Source organism: Rubellimicrobium arenae (assembly GCF_017916275.1).
GTDB classification, from domain to species: domain Bacteria; phylum Pseudomonadota; class Alphaproteobacteria; order Rhodobacterales; family Rhodobacteraceae; genus Rubellimicrobium; species Rubellimicrobium arenae.
Window position 1 is genome coordinate 73,182 of record NZ_JAFMST010000011.1, and the last position, 15,318, is coordinate 88,499.

At 70.2% G+C, this 15,318-nt stretch carries 14 protein-coding genes; 2 read left to right on the forward strand and 12 right to left on the reverse strand.

Going from position 1 to position 15,318, the window contains the following annotated elements:
- Positions 1-40: 40 nt before the first annotated feature.
- Positions 41-1,855, forward strand: coding sequence for a glycoside hydrolase family 15 protein (locus tag J3P31_RS16965; RefSeq protein WP_210529691.1), 1,815 nt, complete (start codon positions 41-43; stop codon positions 1,853-1,855).
- A gap of 48 nt (positions 1,856-1,903) precedes the next feature.
- On the opposite strand, the gene ggt is transcribed toward J3P31_RS16965, so the two are convergent.
- From ggt to J3P31_RS17015, 10 genes are all read right to left on the reverse strand, one after another.
- Complete coding sequence (gene ggt / locus J3P31_RS16970) at positions 1,904-3,673, reverse strand: gamma-glutamyltransferase (protein ID WP_246849599.1); 1,770 nt, start codon at positions 3,671-3,673, stop codon at positions 1,904-1,906.
- A 146-nt stretch (positions 3,674-3,819) separates the two neighbouring features.
- A complete protein-coding gene (locus J3P31_RS16975) occupies positions 3,820-5,133 on the reverse strand; it encodes a glutamine synthetase family protein (protein ID WP_210529692.1) in 1,314 nt (437 codons plus the stop codon).
- The gene (locus tag J3P31_RS16980) at positions 5,130-6,134 is read right to left on the reverse strand and encodes a branched-chain amino acid ABC transporter permease (protein ID WP_210529693.1); all 1,005 of its coding nucleotides are present in this window, start codon (positions 6,132-6,134) and stop codon (positions 5,130-5,132) included. Before J3P31_RS16980 ends, J3P31_RS16975 begins: the two co-directional genes overlap by 4 nt.
- Entirely contained in the window at positions 6,131-7,012 is an 882-nt protein-coding gene (locus J3P31_RS16985) for a branched-chain amino acid ABC transporter permease (protein WP_210529694.1), read from the reverse strand. The genes J3P31_RS16980 and J3P31_RS16985 overlap by 4 nt, the downstream gene beginning before the upstream one ends.
- Positions 7,009-7,734: an ABC transporter ATP-binding protein gene (locus J3P31_RS16990; RefSeq protein ID WP_210529695.1), complete on the reverse strand. Its 726-nt coding sequence runs from the start codon at positions 7,732-7,734 to the stop codon at positions 7,009-7,011. Before J3P31_RS16990 ends, J3P31_RS16985 begins: the two co-directional genes overlap by 4 nt.
- Positions 7,731-8,489: an ABC transporter ATP-binding protein gene (locus J3P31_RS16995; RefSeq protein ID WP_210529696.1), complete on the reverse strand. Its 759-nt coding sequence runs from the start codon at positions 8,487-8,489 to the stop codon at positions 7,731-7,733. Before J3P31_RS16995 ends, J3P31_RS16990 begins: the two co-directional genes overlap by 4 nt.
- A 59-nt stretch (positions 8,490-8,548) precedes the next feature.
- Entirely contained in the window at positions 8,549-9,784 is a 1,236-nt protein-coding gene (locus tag J3P31_RS17000; RefSeq protein WP_210529697.1) for an ABC transporter substrate-binding protein, read from the reverse strand.
- A gap of 56 nt (positions 9,785-9,840) precedes the next feature.
- A complete protein-coding gene (locus tag J3P31_RS17005; protein ID WP_210529698.1) occupies positions 9,841-11,157 on the reverse strand; it encodes a M20 family metallopeptidase in 1,317 nt (438 codons plus the stop codon).
- Positions 11,158-11,174: 17 nt separating this feature from the next.
- Positions 11,175-11,825 carry a cysteine hydrolase family protein gene (locus J3P31_RS17010; RefSeq protein ID WP_210529699.1) on the reverse strand — a complete coding sequence of 217 codons (651 nt, stop codon included), beginning with the start codon at positions 11,823-11,825 and terminating at the stop codon, positions 11,175-11,177.
- 2 nt (positions 11,826-11,827) lie between these two features.
- Positions 11,828-12,625: an N-formylglutamate amidohydrolase gene (locus tag J3P31_RS17015; RefSeq protein WP_210529700.1), complete on the reverse strand. Its 798-nt coding sequence runs from the start codon at positions 12,623-12,625 to the stop codon at positions 11,828-11,830.
- 198 nt (positions 12,626-12,823) lie between these two features.
- On the opposite strand from J3P31_RS17015, the gene J3P31_RS17020 reads away from it, so the two are divergent.
- Positions 12,824-13,690 (forward strand): MurR/RpiR family transcriptional regulator, encoded by an 867-nt coding sequence (locus tag J3P31_RS17020; protein WP_246849601.1) that lies wholly within the window; start codon positions 12,824-12,826, stop codon positions 13,688-13,690.
- A 22-nt stretch (positions 13,691-13,712) separates the two neighbouring features.
- On the opposite strand, the gene J3P31_RS17025 is transcribed toward J3P31_RS17020, so the two are convergent.
- Together J3P31_RS17025 and J3P31_RS17030 are read right to left on the reverse strand one after the other, a co-directional pair.
- Positions 13,713-14,600 carry a branched-chain amino acid ABC transporter permease gene (locus tag J3P31_RS17025; RefSeq protein ID WP_210529701.1) on the reverse strand — a complete coding sequence of 296 codons (888 nt, stop codon included), beginning with the start codon at positions 14,598-14,600 and terminating at the stop codon, positions 13,713-13,715.
- A gap of 5 nt (positions 14,601-14,605) precedes the next feature.
- Positions 14,606-15,316 (reverse strand): ABC transporter ATP-binding protein, encoded by a 711-nt coding sequence (locus tag J3P31_RS17030; protein ID WP_438270306.1) that lies wholly within the window; start codon positions 15,314-15,316, stop codon positions 14,606-14,608.
- Positions 15,317-15,318: the final 2 nt, after the last annotated feature.

A 15,318-nucleotide genomic window follows, 5' to 3' on the forward strand; every position in this document is an offset into this window, starting at 1 on the left:
CGGCCCGGCCGGCTCAGGTCCTCGCCGGACGATGATCGAGATGCCGGAGTCCAACCCGCGCCCGCGACGGGAGATCGGGGACCACGGCATGATCGGCAACCAGGAGACCGCCGCGCTGGTGGCGCGGGACGGAACGGTGGACTTCCTGTGCTGGCCCCGCCTGGACAGTCCGTCCGTCTTTGCCGCGCTGCTCGACCCCGACCATGGCGGCGCCTTCGAGCTTTGGCCGGATCTGGAGGGCGCACGCGCCGTGCAGATCTACCTGCCCGACACCAACGTCCTGATGACGCGGTGGCTGTCCGCAGAGGGCTGCGCCGAGGTGGTGGACCTGATGCCCCATCCTGACGAAGGCGACGCGACGGCCCGGCGCCTGATCCGTCGCCTGCGCGTCACCAAGGGACGGGTCGCCTTTCACCTGCGATGCCGGCCGCGCTTTGACTATGCCCGCGAAACTCCGGCCTGCAGGCGGGCCGGGCAGGGCGCCCTCTTCCAGGGTCGCGACATCGCGCTCCGGCTCGACGGCTCGGTGCCCATCGAGGCGGCCGAGGGCGAAGGCCGCGCCGATCTGGTCCTGGACACCCACGAAGAGGCCTGGTTCGTCCTGGGCGAAGCCGATGCGCCTGCCTCCTCGGGCGAGGAGGTGCGGGCTGTCACGGACCGGACAGCGGCAGCCTGGAGGAGCTGGGCGCGGCGGTCCACCTACCGGGGCCGCTGGCGGGAGCACGTCACGCGCTCGGCGCTCGTCCTGAAGCTGCTGACCTCGGCCGAGCATGGGTCCGTGGCGGCTGCGGCGACCTTCGGCCTGCCCGAGGCGGAGGGAGGCGTGCGCAACTGGGACTACCGCGCGACCTGGATCCGCGACGCCTCGTTCACGGTCTATGCCTTTATGCGGCTGGGCTACCTCGAGGAGGCCGAGCGGTTCCGCCGTTGGGTGGGCCGATGCATGATCACGAGCGGCGACCAGGATCCGCTCCGGGTCGTCTACGCCCTGGCCGGGGGCGAGGTGGCCCGCGAGGAGGAGCTGTCGCACCTGGCCGGCTATGGCGGCGCGCGTCCGGTCCGGATCGGCAACGCCGCCGGGCACCAGCGCCAACTCGACATCTATGGCGAGCTTCTGGACAGCGTCTACCTGTCCAACAAATACGGCTCGGCCATCAGCCGGCAGGGATGGAGCCACATCCGGGAGATCGTGGAGCATGTCCGCGCCCACTGGCGCGAGGCCGACGCCGGAATCTGGGAGGTCCGGGGCGAGGCGCAGGAGTTCCTGCATTCCCGCCTGATGTGCTGGGTGGCGCTCGACCGGGCGGCGCGGCTGGCGCGGAAGCGATCGCTCCCTGCGCCGGTGGTCGAATGGGAGGCCGAGCGCGACCGCATCGCCGAGAACATCTGGGACGAGTTCCGCCATCCCCAGCACGGCTATTTCGTCCGAGCCCGGGGAAGCACCGAGCTCGATGGCGCGCTTCTGATGATGCCGCTCGTGCGGTTCGTCTCGGCGACGGACCCGGTCTGGCTGTCCACGCTCGTGGCGATCCGCAACCATCTGTCGGACGACGGGCTCATCCTGCGCTACCGCGCCGAGGACGGGCTGCCGGGGCAGGAAGGCGCGTTTTCGACCTGCACCTTCTGGTATGCGGAATGCCTGGCCCGGGCGGGACGGCTGGACGAGGCGCAACTGGTGATGGAACGCGGGCTGCGCCACGCCAACCACCTTGGCCTCTTTTCCGAGGAGTGGAGCGCCCTGGGCGAGCCGCTGGGCAACTTCCCCCAGGCGCTGACCCATCTGGCCTTCGTCAGCGCGGCGTTCTTCCTCGACCGCCAGCTGTCGGACCCGACAGGGCAGGTCTGGCAGCCCTAGTCGGTGCGGCCCTGGCCCCGGCACAGGCATCAACCCTGGCGGGGTCGCTCAGTCGCCGATGGCCACCCCCTCGCGGCGGCTGTCGGCCCCCCCGACAAGTCCCCTCGGCGTCACCACGATGGCCTGGATGCCGGAGTTCATCTCCATCACGCTCACCTCGTGGCCCATCGCCTCCAGCGGCGCCTGCCAGGCTTCGGCCTCGGTTCCCGCCTCGAGTTCCGTCGGGCCGTTGCGGGAGCCGAAGTTGGGAAGGTCCACGGCCTCCTGCGGGTCGAGGCCCCAGTCGAGGATGCCGACCAGCGTCTTGCCCACGAAGTTGATGATCTGGCTCCCCCCCGGCGATCCGGTGACGACGTAAAGGCGGCCGAAGGCGTCGAAGACGATGGTCGGTGCCATGGAGCTGCGTGGGCGCTTGCCGGGCTCGACGCGGTTGGCGACCGCGACGCCGTCCTCCTCGGGGGAAAAGGAGAAGTCGGTGAGCTCGTTGTTCAGGAGGAACCCGCTGGCCGTCATCAACCGCGATCCGAAGCCGGATTCGATGGTGGTCGTCATCGAAACCGCGTTGCCGTCACGGTCCACGACGGAAATGTGGCTGGTGCCGTTCTCGATGCCGTCGGCCGCGGCCTGGCGCGCGCCTTGCTGGAACGGCGGGTTCCCCGGCTCGGCCTCGCCCATGGAGCGGGCCGGATCGATCAGCGCGGCCCGGCCGTCGATATAGCCGTCGTCGAGCAGCCCGCGCAGGGGAACGCTGACGAAATCGGGATCGCCGAGATAGCGGGCGCGGTCGGCGAAGGCGAGCCGCCCGGCCTCGGAGAACCAGTGGACCGCTTCGGGCCCGGCGCCCAGCTGCGCCATGTCGACGGCCTCGATGGCGCCGAGGATCTGCTGGATGGCGACGGCCCCGGACGAGGGCGGGCCCATGCCGCAGACCCGGTAGGCGCGATACGGCCCGCAGACCGGGTCCCGCTCGACCACCCGATAGCCGTCGAGATCGGCGAGCGTCATGTCGCCGGGGTTGGACGGGTGCCCGGTCACGGTCGCGACGATGTCCTCCGCCACCGCACCCGTGTAGAAGGCATCGGCGCCTTCGTTCGCGATCCGCCGCAGGGTCTCGGCCAGCGCCGGATTGCGGAGGAGGGTGCCTGCCGCCTTGGGCGTGCCGTCGGCCTCGAAGAAGAGGGCGCGGGCCCTCGGGTCGTCGTCCAGCGCCTCCTCCTGCGCAAGGAGCCCGGCGAGACGGGGCGAGATCCGGAAGCCTTCCTCGGCCAGCCGGATCGCCGGCTCGAAGAGCCGTTGCCAAGGCAGCCGGCCCCAGCGGTCGTGCGCGGCCTCGAGGAGCCGCACCGTTCCCGGCACCCCGACCGAGCGCCCGCCCACCACGGCGGCCATGAAGTCCAGCGGCTCGCCGTCCGGGCCGAGGAAGCGGTCGGGCGTCGCGGCGGCGGGGGCCGTCTCGCGGCCGTCCAGGGTCGAGAGCTCCCGCCGCCCGGCGTCCCAGTGCAGGAGGAACGCGCCGCCGCCGATCCCGGAGCTTTGCGGCTCCACGAGGTTCAGCACGAGTTGGACGGCGATGGCGGCATCCACCGCGTTGCCTCCGGCCCGGAGGATGTCGAGGCCGGCCTGCGCCGCGAGAGGGTTGGCCGCCGCGACCATCTGCTCGGACGCCTCGCCCTGGCTGCGGGCCGTCCGTCCGGTCGCGGCTTCGGGCGCGGGATCCAGTGCCGCCTCCTGCGCGTGCGGCTGCATGGGCCAGAGGGATGAGATCGCGATCAGCGTGGCGGCCGGAAGCACGCGCCACGAAGGGGCCGGATGGAACATGGACGTCCTCCGTCGGGATGTGGGCTCGGGGTTGGCCGGACGAGCCTATCACGGGACAGGCCGTGGGCCGAACGGATTCGGAACCGCGCCGCGGGGGATCGGAACCCGGACGCCAGCCCGCCCGGAGCCCGGCCCCGACCGGGCGGTCAGTAGACCCCGGCGTAGGCCGCGCAACGGTCGGCGATGCTCTTGTCCGCCATCATCGCGGCCTCGAACCGCTTGTGCGCGAGGTAGACCTCGCTGAAGCGGCCGGGGAACCAGGCGCGGACGACCTCGTCGGCCTCGAACCGGTCGAGCGCTTCCTCGAGCGATGCGGGCAGCCGTTCATAGCCACGCCGGGCGAGGTCCTCGGGCGAAAGTTCCGCGAGGTCCTCCTCGGTCGCCGAGGGGGCGGGAAGGCCGTCCTCGATTCCCTGGGCGCCCGCATGAAGGATGGCCGCCAGGGCCAGATGGGGGGAGGCCGTGGCATCGGCGGCCCGGAATTCGAAGTTGTAGCGGCGCGCCACGGCCTCGGGCGTGTCGCCCGCCACGGGGCAGATGCGGACCGACGCCTCGCGGTCGCGGAATCCGAGGTTGTTGAACGCCGCGCTCCAGCGATGGGGCGTGAGCCGCAGGTAGGAGATGGCCGATGGCGCGGTGATGGCCACGATGCTCCCCAGATGGCGCAGGATGCCGGCCACGAAGGCACCGGTCTGGCGCGACATGCCGGAGGGGCCGTCCGGGTCCCAGGTCGCCGGGCGGCCCTCCGCGTCGAGGAAGCTGAGGTGGATGTGGACGCCGTTGCCCACGCCCTTGGGGTCAAGGATGGGGGTGAAGGTCGCCCGCTCCCCCAGTCCAAGCGCCGCCTGCTGCACGATCATGCGGACATAGGTCGCGGCATCGGCCACGCGGACGCCCTCTTCGGGGGCGATGGTCACCTCGTACTGGTTGTCGCCGTATTCCTTCATGATGCTGTCCGGGGTCAGTCCCGCCTGCCCGAGCCCGGCCATGACGGCGCCCAGGAACGGCGCCTGCGCTGCGAAGCCCGCATGGCTGTAGGCCCAGCCGGGCGGAACGGCGGCGCCGGTCAGCTGGAACTCCTGCTCGAAGGCGCCGCGGACGCGGAGGCCGGCCACCCGTTCGAGCCGGTCCAGGGCCCCCCTGAGGATCGAGCGGGTGCAACACTCCCACGGCTCCCCCTCGAGGGAGCGCACGTCGCCCAGCATCATGTCCTCGGGCGGGCGTCCGTCCTGGAAGTCCACGGTGGCCCGCGAGCCCGGTTCGGGGACCAGGACGAGGTCGCCCAGCGCGCCATAGGGGCTGGGCGCGATCGCGTCGAAGCAGGTGATCTGGACGTTGGTCGGCGTCCAGCCGATGCCGGACCGCTGCCGCGTGTCGAGCTGCGCGGCGGGGAACCCCTTGCCCCGGAGCTTTCCGGCGATGTCGGTCAGGGCGGCGAAGACGAGCGGCTCGCGGATCATGGCGTGGTGGGTCCTTGGACGGTGGGCCGGGCGGCACGGTCGGGCGCGCCACGGCGGGGCAGGAGGGCGGAGATCAGGCCGCCGGGGAGGAAGCGGAGCGCGAGGATCATGGCCACGGCGACGAGCATGTGCCGGCCCTCGTCCAGTCCCCGCACGTTCGCCAGGGCCTCGGAGCCGAGCGTCAGGACCACGGCGGCCAGCACGGGGCCCCAGAGCGTCCCCACTCCGCCCACGAGCACCATGCTGAGGATCAGCGAGGTGGTGGCGAAGCTGAACACCTCGGGCGAGGCGACGCGGAGGTAGACGGCGTAGAACCCGCCCGCGAGCCCGGCCACGAAGGCCGAGGCGACCAGCGCCTTGAGCCGCTGCCGGGCCACGGGGATGCCGCGCGCCCGGGCATAATCCTCATTGTCGCGCAAGGCCCGGAGCGAGAGGCCGAAGTCGGACCGCACGAGTATCTGGAGGCCGAGGACGCTGAGGCCCAGCAGGGCCAGGCCGACGTAGTAGTAGCCAAGCTTGTAGTCGCGCAGGAAATTGTAGCCCGGCAGCTGGATCGTCGGGATGCGGACCAGGCCCTGGGTCCCTCCGGTCAGGTCGGACTGGCTGATGACGAACTGGAGCGCGAGCTGGCTGAAGGCAAAGGTCACGAGCACCACGTAGATGCCCTGGAGGCGCACCACCGGCCAGGCGACCAGCGCCGCGATCCCGGCCACGAGCACGCTGCCCAGCAGCATGGACGCCCAGGGGTCGAGCCCCCCCAGCTTGGCCAGCAGCCCGGTCGCGTAGACGCCCAGCCCGAAGAAGGCGGTGTGCGCGAAGTTGAAGATCCCGGTGTAACCGAGCGTCACGTCCCAGCTCGCCGCGACGATGCCGTAGATGAAGACCAGGATCATGAGATGCCGCAGGTAGGTGCTGTCGCTGAGGAACGGCAGCGCCAGCGCCACGGCCAGCAGGAGGATCGCCACGATCGGCCCGCGCGAGGAGAGAAGTCGGGCGATCATCGCACCACCTTTCCCATCAGGCCCTGCGGCCGAAGGACGAGCACCAGGATCAGCAGGAGGAACAGGGTCGAGGGCGCCCAGTAGATGCCGATGGTGAAGACCAGCAGCGCCTCGGCCAGGCCGATCAGGTAGGCGGCCCAGATCGTGCCTGCCATGGAGCCCAGGCCGCCGAAGATGACGATGATGAGCGCCTTGATGAGGGGCTCGTCCCCCAGAGACGGCGTCACGAGGCGGACGGACCCGATCAGGATGCCCGTCAGGGCGGCGAGGGCGGCGGCGAGGGCGAAGGCGATGGCGAACAGGCGGGGCACGTCGATGCCGATCAGCTGCGCGGCCTGCGGGTTCTGGCCCACGGCGCGGATGCCGCGCCCGGTGGAAGAGAACCGCAGAAACGCCCAGAGCGCGCCCAGGACGATGGGGGCCACCCCCACGATCAGCGCCTCCTGCGCCGAGATGCTGGTCCCAAGGATCGAGACGTTCCCGGGCGCCAGCGCCGGCAGCTCCTTGAGGCGCGGACCCCAGACGAGCTGGATTCCCTTGGACAGGAAGACCGTCGCCGCCAGCGTCGTCATGACGGTCACGAGGAGCATGGCCCGATGCCCGTAGAAGGGTCGAATAAGCAGGCGCTCCAGCAGCACCCCGACGGCGGCCACCAAGGCGACGGCGACCAGCATGGCGATCCAGGGCGGCAGGCCCAAGACACCGCTGCCCGCGAGGGTCCAGGCGAGGTAGGCGCCCAGCGTCATCAGGGCGCCATGCGCGAAGTTGAAGATGCCGAGCGTCGACCAGACCAGCGACAGCCCCGAGGCCATGAGCGCGTAGACCGAGCCCATGACGAGGCCGCTGACCAGGACGGTCGCGAGGGCGTCGAGGGTCATGCGGTTGCTCCTGCGCCGAAGTACATGGCCATGATCTCGTCGTGGTCCACGGCGTCGCGCCGGCCGATCTCCCGCGTGATCGCGCCATGGTTGACGAAGTACATCCGGTCCACCAGCGACAGGACGAAGGCCACGTCCTGTTCGACCACGAGGATCGGGATGCCGCCGGCCGAGATCGTCGCGATCGCCTGCGCGAGCTCGTCCTTGAGCTTGGGCGAAAGGCCCAGCGTCGGCTCATCCAGCATGAGCATCCGCGGCGCGCACATGAGGCCAACCCCGATCGAGAGCATCTGCCGCTCACCCCCCGACAGGGTCCGGGCGAGCTGGCGCCGCCGCTCGGCCAGGCGGGGAAAGAGCGCGAGGACCCGGTCGAGGTTCTCGGCGCGCGCGGCGCGGGCGCGTGGGGTCCAGGCGGCGAGCTCCAGCGTTTCCTGGATCTCCATGTCCGGAAAGACGGTGTTGGCCTGGGGCACATGGATCAGCCCCGCCGCGACGATGGCCTGCGGCCGCGCCCGGTCGACCGGCTGGCCGAAGAACCGCACCGTGCCCCGTCGCCGCGCCAGGGTCGCGGAGATGGCGTTGAGGATCGTGGTCTTGCCGTGGCCATTCGGCCCGAAGAGGCCCACCCGTTCGGATGCGCCAACCGTCAGGCCGATGTTCGAGACCACGTCGTAGTCGTCATAGCCCCCGCTGAGGCCGTCGACCTCCAAGGCGTCCGTCATGCCGCCGCCCCCCGTGACCCGAGATAGGCGGTGACGACCGCCGGATTGCGAACGACCTCGGACGGGAGGCCCTCGGCGATGATCCGGCCCTGGTCGAGCACCATGAGGCGGTCCGACACCGCCAGGAGCAGCGACAGGACATGCTCGATCAGGAGGATCGTGACCCCGCGGTCGCGCACCGTCCGGATCAGGGCGTCCAGTCCCGCGACCTCGGGCTGGGTCAGCCCCGCGGCGGGTTCGTCGAGGAGAAGGAGGCGCGGCGCTCCGGCCAGGGCCGAGGCGATCATGAGTTGCTTGCGCTCGAAGACGGTCAGCGCGTGCGAGGGCAGGGACCAGCGCGCCTCGGGGAGGCCCGCATCCTTGAGCGCCCGCGCGGCGGCGTCGCGGCCCTCCTCGCCCTTGCGGCCCGCGTTGAAGCAGGCGCTGGCATAGGCGTTCTCGAAGGCCGTGAGGGTGCCGAACTCGGCGTCCTTCTGGAAGGTCCGCAGGAGGCCGGAGCGGGCGATCCGCTCGGCGCCCTGGCCGGTCATCGGCCGGCCGTCCAGCAGGACCTCGCCCGAGGACGGCCCGAACGGGATGCCGGTGATGACGTTGAACAGCGTGCTCTTGCCGCTGCCGTTCGGCCCGGCGATGCCCAGCACCTCCCCGGACGGGACGGTGAACGACACGTCGTTGACGGCGACCAGCGCGCCGAAGCGCCGCACGAGGTGGCGCGCTTCGAGCAGGGGCGACGACGGGGCGGCGGCAGGAACCATCGGATCATCCATCTGGGGCAGGGCCGCGCCGCCCAGGTTGCGCGCGGCCCCGGGCCACGTCACTTCATCCAGGGCGGGAGGCGGAAGTCGCCGGTGGCGTACTGGTCGGGGTAGAACAGCACGCGCTCGCCGTCCCAGATCTGGAAGAACTGGATCGGGATGCCTTCGTTGCCCTGCACCGCGAGGTGCGTGGCCGGATCGAAGCGGAGATGGCCGGACACGATCTGCTTGTCGGCGGCGGCGATCGCCTCGCCGATGGCGAGCCGGTCGGTCGGGTCGCCCACCTTCTCCAGGGCTTCGGCGTAAAGATAGACCTGCTCGTAGAGGGCTGGGCCGTAGAAGCCCGGCGTCGTGCCGAAGCGCTCCTCGTACTTGCCGATCACCTCGGCGGCGCGGGGGTTCTGCTCGGATTCCAGCGGCCCGCCCAGGAGGTTGTAGATGATCCCCGTCGAAGCGTCGCCGGTCAGCTCGGTGAACTCGGGGACCGAGGGCGCGTATTGGATGAATACGAGGCTGTTGGTGGGCTGTTCCAGGAACTGCTGGACAAAGGTCGCCGCGTTGCCGGGCTGATAGTCGGTGTTGATGATGACCGCAGGCTCGTTCTGGCGCACGCCCGCGAGGAAGGCGCGCCAGTCGTTGATCGCACCGAAAGGCAGGAGGTCTGTCGAGGTCACGTCCCAGCCCCCCGCGCCGAAGCTTTCGGCCAACCCGTCCATGATGGTCTTGGAGTAGGGGTTGTCGGACGAGATCAGCGCCACCTTCTTGTTGGGCAGGGCCAGCGCGCCGGAGGCGGACAGCGCATCGAGCACCGGGATCATCTCGGTCTCGTAGGCGTCGTAGGACGGCGTGATGGACCACACCGTCGGAAAGGAGTCCGGGTCGGGCGCGATGATGTCGCGGGTCTGCGCGGAGTTGCCCGAGATGAGATAGGGCATCTCCTGTTCGGCCATCATCTCGATCTCGAAGTTCGAGCCCGAGGCGTAGCCGCTCATCATGACGTTCACGTCCGGGTCGCCGGCCAGCCGTTCGAAGGCGGTGGTGACCGCCTCGGCGGTCTGGTCCTGCGTGTCGCCTTCGACGATCTCGAGCATGTAGCCGGCCACGCCGCCGGCGGCGTTGATCTCGTCCACGGCCAGTTGGGCGCCGTTGACCATCTCCTGTCCGTCCGCCGCCGACCCGCCGGTGAGCGGGGCCAGGACGCCGATCCGGGCGATCTGGTCCTGGGCCAAGGCGGGCAGAGCTCCGAGGCCGCCCAAGGCGAGGGCCAGGCTCCCGAGGCAGGTTGTCGCTTTCATCGTGGTGATACCCCCTTGTTGCTTTGTGCGTCTTGTTCTTGTCGTGGAGGGCGGCGTCACCGGACGCCGCAAAGGTCGATGACGGTTTCGGCCAGCGTCCGGGTCACCCTCTCGAGCGAGTCGAGGTTGACGTATTCGTCGTAGCCGTGGAGTCCGTCGCCGGATGGCCCGAAGAGGACGCAGGGCACGCCCGCCCCCGCGTAGTGGGCGCAGTCGGCCACGGCCTCGAAGCCCTTGATCGCGGGCGGCTTGCCGTTCTCCCCGGCCCGGCGGACGAGCGACGTGACCAGCGGATGGTCCACCGGCGTGTCCATCGGCGGGAAGTAGAGCTGCGCGTAATCCCAATCGACGGTGATCGGGTTGTCGCGGAGCCAGCGGTCCATCTGGCAGAAGTGGTGGACGAAGGCCTCGAACTCGGCCCGGACCTGGGCGGGGTCCTCGTTGGGCAGGAACTTGTAGTCCAGGTCGATCACCGCCGTATCCGGGATGATGGCGGGATTGGTCATCGTCACCGGCAGCCCGTCCGGTCCCAGCCCGGCCCCGGCCCGAATGACGCCCGGGTTGATGGTGTTCAGTCCGGGCGGAACGAGCGGGTGGTAGGTGGTCCGGCAGCGGATGCTCTCGAATTCGCGCAGGGCGGCCAGGAACCTCGTGGCGAGCTCGATCGCGTTCACGCCGGGGAGCAGGCGGTCGGCGGCCTCGGGCTGGGGCCAGACCTCGTTGAAGCGCCAGCCCGCATGGCCCTGACGCCCCCGGATGGTGACCCGCACCCAGAACAGCCCGCCTTCCGCCGGCATGACCGCATCCCAGGTGGGCTCGGCGATGATCCCGGCGCGGGCGAGGCGGCCCTTGGCCACGGCGTCCATGGCGCCGAACCCTCCGGCCTCCTCGTCCACGACGGTGTGGATCGACAGGCGCCCGTCCAGGGTGATCCCTGCCTTGCGGATGGCGCGGGCGGCGGCCACGCAGGCCGCGACGCCGCTTTTCATGTCGACCGCGCCCCGCCCGTAAAGGCGTCCGTCCTTGGTTTCGCCGCCGAAAGGCTCGACGGTCCACTGCGCGGGATCACCGATGGGGACCACGTCCACATGGCCGCACAGCAGGAGGCTCCGCTCCTCGGAGCCCTCCCAGTCGGCGACGATGTTCGGCCGTCCGGGCGACACGTCCCAGCGATCGACGCCAAAGCCCAGCGCGGTCAGATCCTGCTGAAGCCGATCCTGCACCTTGGCCTCGCCGTTGACGGCGGGGTCCTGGACGAAGCGCGGGTTGACGGATGGGATGCGAACGAGGTCGCGCGTCAGCTCGGCGACATAGGCGTCATCCGACCGCAGGGCCTCGCGGACGGCGGCAATGGCTTCGTCGGTCCTGGACATGGCGGCTCCTTTCCGGGTCAGGGGGTGATCTCGGCGATCAGGTCGTCGGTCGAGACCTGCCGGCAGTAGCCCTTGATCGCGCGCAGCGTGTTGTCGTGCCGTTCCTGCGTGTAGGTGGCGCAGGCATCGGGAACGAGCGTGACAAGGTAGTTGAGGTCGCAGGCGTCCCGCACCGCGGATTCGACGCATTGGTCCGTCAGGCAGCCGCACAGCACGAGCTGCCTCACGCCGAGGTTGCGCAGGATGTAGTCCACATGGGTCGAGACGAAGACCGAGGACGAGCTTTTCGGCAGGACGATCTCGTCGTCGCCCGGCGCGATCTGGTCGAGGACCTTCCCGTCCCAGGACCCCTTGGGCACGTTGAACCCGGTGATCTTGTAATCAAGGCTTCGGTCCCGGCCGTCCTTGGTGAGGCTCTCGATGGTGGTGTAGAGCACCTCGACCCCCGCGGCCCGGAACGCCTCCTGGAGCCGCTGCATGTTGGGAATGGCGACGTTCTCCAGGCGGTCGAAGAAGTAGCCGTAGTCCCGTGCGACCTCCTCGTCCGGCAGGTGCCCGAACTCGCCCCCGTCGCGGCGGCACGAGAAGTTCTGGACGTCGATGAAGAGAAGGGCGGATTGCGACGGGTCGAGGGGCAGGTCGCGCGTCGTCGGATGCGGGTTCGGCACGGTCAAGACTCCGGAAGGGCGGGAAGGGCGGCGGTCAGGGCCGAGGCTAGCCTGCGGGCCCAGGCGGCCTGGCCCTCGGGCGTGGCGATCAGGTCGTTGCGGATCTCGACCAGGGTATGCGGCAGGCGGCGCGCCTCGCCATGGACGGGAATGGTGTAGTCGCCTTCGTCCGTGACGCAGTAAGGCTGGTTCAGGGCCGCCACCGTGCCGGGCGACTGGGCGAGCAGGGCCCCGAGCAGGCCCCGGCTGAGCCGGTCGTCACGATGGAACAGAAAGCCCGCGTGCCAGGGCCGCTGGACCCCCATGACCTCCAGCTTGGGCGTGAAGCTGTGAACCGCGACAAGCGCCGCCGGGGGCCGTTCCGACAGCAGGCGCGCCACCGCCTCGTGGAACGGCGCATGGATCTCGGCCAGACGTTGCGCGCGCCCGTCCTCGCTCAGGCTCGCGTTGCCGGGGACGAGGGTCCCGTCGCTGGCCTCGGGAATGAAGTCGGGCGCAGAGGGAGGCCGGTTACAGTCGACCACGAGCCGGCTGTAGCGCTGGAGCACGAGCGGCGCGTCGAGCTCGGCGGACAGTGCCCGGGACAGCCCCTCGGCCCCGATGTCGTAGGCGATGTGACGCTCGAACGCCCCGTCGTCCAGGCCGAGGCGCGCCAGTCCTCCTGGGACGGCCCGCCCCGCATGTTCGCAGACCAGCAGGATGTCGGCCGTGCCCGCCCCGTTCACGATCTCGACGGGGTCGGGATCGGACTCCCGAAGGAGGGTCCCGGCCGGCCGCTTGGAGGTGGGGGTCTGGTCCATGGATCGTCCATCTGCGGGGGCCAGAGCGTGCAAGGTCGGGCTTGGGATAGCCCGATTGTCGCCATGGACAGATTGATCTGATGAAAGCACCAGATCAAAGTCAAAGGATTTGCGATGGACGAATGAAAATTTTTGTTCGCCCCGCCGCAGAGGTCATGCTACTGCACAGAAATCCTGCATTCCCTCCCCAGGACCTCCTTGCGCGAAGCGGCTTCTCTCCGGACACGGCTCGACCAGTTGATCCCGACCTTCACGGCGGGCGAGCGGCGGATTTCGCAGGCGATCCTGGCGGACTATCCCTATGGTGGACTCGTTCCCATCCAGGAGCTTGCGAACCGGGCCGGGGTCTCGGCCCCCACGATCACGCGCTTCGTGGCCAAGATCGGTTGCGCGGGCTACCAGGACTTCCAGCGCCAGCTGATCGGGGAGCTGAAGGAGCGCGAGCTGTCGCCCGTCCAGCTCAAGCGCGAGGGTGGGGAGGGCGATGGCGCACACTTCCTGCCCGGCTATGCGTCCCGGGTGGCCGCGGTGGTGCAGCAGACCGCCGCGAGCATCAATCCTCAGCAGTTCGACGACTTCTGCCGGATGCTGGCCGATCGGGGCCGGGGCCTTCACCTGATCGGCGGCCGCGTGACGGACAGCATCGCCCAGCTCCTGTCCGTGCATCTCCGCCAGATCAGGACCCGCGTGCATCACCTCCCGGCGGATCCCGAGCAATGGCCCGACATCGTCCTGGGCCTGCAGAAGCGCGACGTGGTCATCGTCTTCGACATCCGGCGCTACGATCCGCGGCTGGCGGATCTGGCGCGGCTGGTGGCCTCGCGCGGCGCGACGGTGGTCGCGGTGACGGACAAATGGCTGTCGCCCGTCACGGTGCACGCGAAGTCGAGCTTTTCCGTGCCCACCGATGTCGGCACCCCGTGGGACACCCATGTCGCCCTGGTGACCTTTGTCGAAGCGGTCATCACCCGGGTGTCCGAGGTGGACTGGGCCGCCACCAGCAGCCGCATCGCCGAGGTCGACAGCCTTCGCGCGGTCTTCAGCCCACGACCCGCCGAAACCTAACGGGCCAACCGGACGGGGCGCGTCAGCTCCGGCTGACGTTCGCCGCGGGCCAGAGCCCGTCCGGACGCAGCACAAGGAGACCGATGATGATCGACAGCGAGATCGCCTCGCGGTAGGGCAGCGCCGCCTCGGGCAGGAAGCCCTGGAGGAAGACCTCGACGGCTCCGACCACGAATCCCCCCAGGACCGCGCCGCCCAGCGACCCCAATCCCCCCAGGACGGTGGCGATGAAGGCCTTGAGGACGGGCGTGGCCCCCATCAGGGGATCCACCGACCCGCGCTGCGCCACCCAGAGCACCGCCGCGATCCCCGCCAAGGCGCCCGAGATCGCGAAGGCCAGCGCGACGACATGGTTGGCCTTGATCCCCATCAGCCGCACGACCGCGAAATCCTCGGCCGCGGCGCGCATGGCGAGGCCCAGCGGCGTGCGGCGGAGCAGCAGGGCCATGGCCCCGAGCGCGAGCACGACGGCGGCGATGGAGACGACCGAGATCATGCCGATGCGGACGGCTCCGAGGTCGATCGTGCTCGTGAGCCAGGCCGGCAGCACGATCGGGACGGGCCTGGCCGAGATCCCGTTCTGGAACAGCACCTTGATGATCTCGCTGACGGCGAAGGAGGTGATGAGCAGGGTGGTGACATCGGCCCCGCGCATGGGGCGGAACGCGATCCGCTCCATGGCGAGAGCCGCGCCGACGGCGACGGCGACGCCCGCCAGGATGGCGACCGGGGCCGGAAGGGCGAGCAGGAGCGCCCACCAGATGCCGTAGCCCGCGATGGTCATGACTTCGCCATGCGCGAAGTTGATCAGCCGGACGATGGAAAACACCGTCGCGAGGCCGAGCGCCAGGAGGGCATAGACCCCGCCGAGGCTGAGCGCGTTCACCGTCTGCTGCAGGAGCGTTCCCATCCCGGTCACCCCGCCAGGTAGGCGCCGCGCACGGCGTCCGAGGCCAGCAGGTCCCGGGCCGTTCCCCGGAGAGAGACCCGTCCGTTGGCCAGGACCACGCCATGGTTCGCGATATCGAGGGACATGGGCACGTTCTGCTCCACGAGTAGGATGGTGAGGCCCTCGGACCGAAGCTGGGCGATAAGGTCGAACACGCGCTCGACCATCTGCGGGGCAAGGCCGAGCGACGGCTCGTCCATGAGAAGGAGGCGCGGCGCCGCCATAAGGACGCGCGCGATGGCGAGCATCTGCTGTTCGCCGCCCGAGAGCAGGCCCGCCTTCTGGTCGCGCCGTTCGCCCAGCACGGGGAAGCGGTCCTCCATGCGCCGGAGCCGGGCCCGCCGCTCGGGTGGCGGGGCATGGACGGCGCCGCCCAGAAGAAGGTTCTCGGCCACGGTGAGGGAGGCGAAGACACGCCGCCCCTCGGGCACGAGGCCCACGCCGCGCCGCGCCAGCGCCTCGGCCGGCAGGCCCGTTACATCCTCGCCGTCGAGAAGGATCCGTCCTCCGGATGGCGGCACGAGCCCGGCGATGGCCGACAGGGTCGAGGTCTTGCCCGCCCCATTGGCTCCAAGGAGCGCCACGATCTCGCCGGGCCCGACCTCCAGATCGAGGCCCCGGACCGCCTCGATGGGGCCGTAGCGCACGCGGAGGCCGGTGACGGACAGCCGGTTCACGA

Excerpts from the sequence above, each read along its gene's own strand:
- J3P31_RS16965 (WP_210529691.1), top strand. The coding sequence starts at position 41 with ATGCCGGAGTCCAACCCGCGCCCGCGACGGGAGATCGGGGACCACGGC.
- ggt (WP_246849599.1), bottom strand. The coding sequence starts at position 3,673 with ATGTTCCATCCGGCCCCTTCGTGGCGCGTGCTTCCGGCCGCCACGCTG.
- J3P31_RS16975 (WP_210529692.1), bottom strand. The coding sequence starts at position 5,133 with ATGATCCGCGAGCCGCTCGTCTTCGCCGCCCTGACCGACATCGCCGGA.
- J3P31_RS16980 (WP_210529693.1), bottom strand. The coding sequence starts at position 6,134 with ATGATCGCCCGACTTCTCTCCTCGCGCGGGCCGATCGTGGCGATCCTC.
- J3P31_RS16985 (WP_210529694.1), bottom strand. The coding sequence starts at position 7,012 with ATGACCCTCGACGCCCTCGCGACCGTCCTGGTCAGCGGCCTCGTCATG.
- J3P31_RS16990 (WP_210529695.1), bottom strand. The coding sequence starts at position 7,734 with ATGACGGACGCCTTGGAGGTCGACGGCCTCAGCGGGGGCTATGACGAC.
- J3P31_RS16995 (WP_210529696.1), bottom strand. The coding sequence starts at position 8,489 with ATGGTTCCTGCCGCCGCCCCGTCGTCGCCCCTGCTCGAAGCGCGCCAC.
- J3P31_RS17000 (WP_210529697.1), bottom strand. The coding sequence starts at position 9,784 with ATGAAAGCGACAACCTGCCTCGGGAGCCTGGCCCTCGCCTTGGGCGGC.
- J3P31_RS17005 (WP_210529698.1), bottom strand. The coding sequence starts at position 11,157 with ATGTCCAGGACCGACGAAGCCATTGCCGCCGTCCGCGAGGCCCTGCGG.
- J3P31_RS17015 (WP_210529700.1), bottom strand. The coding sequence starts at position 12,625 with ATGGACCAGACCCCCACCTCCAAGCGGCCGGCCGGGACCCTCCTTCGG.
- J3P31_RS17025 (WP_210529701.1), bottom strand. The coding sequence starts at position 14,600 with ATGGGAACGCTCCTGCAGCAGACGGTGAACGCGCTCAGCCTCGGCGGG.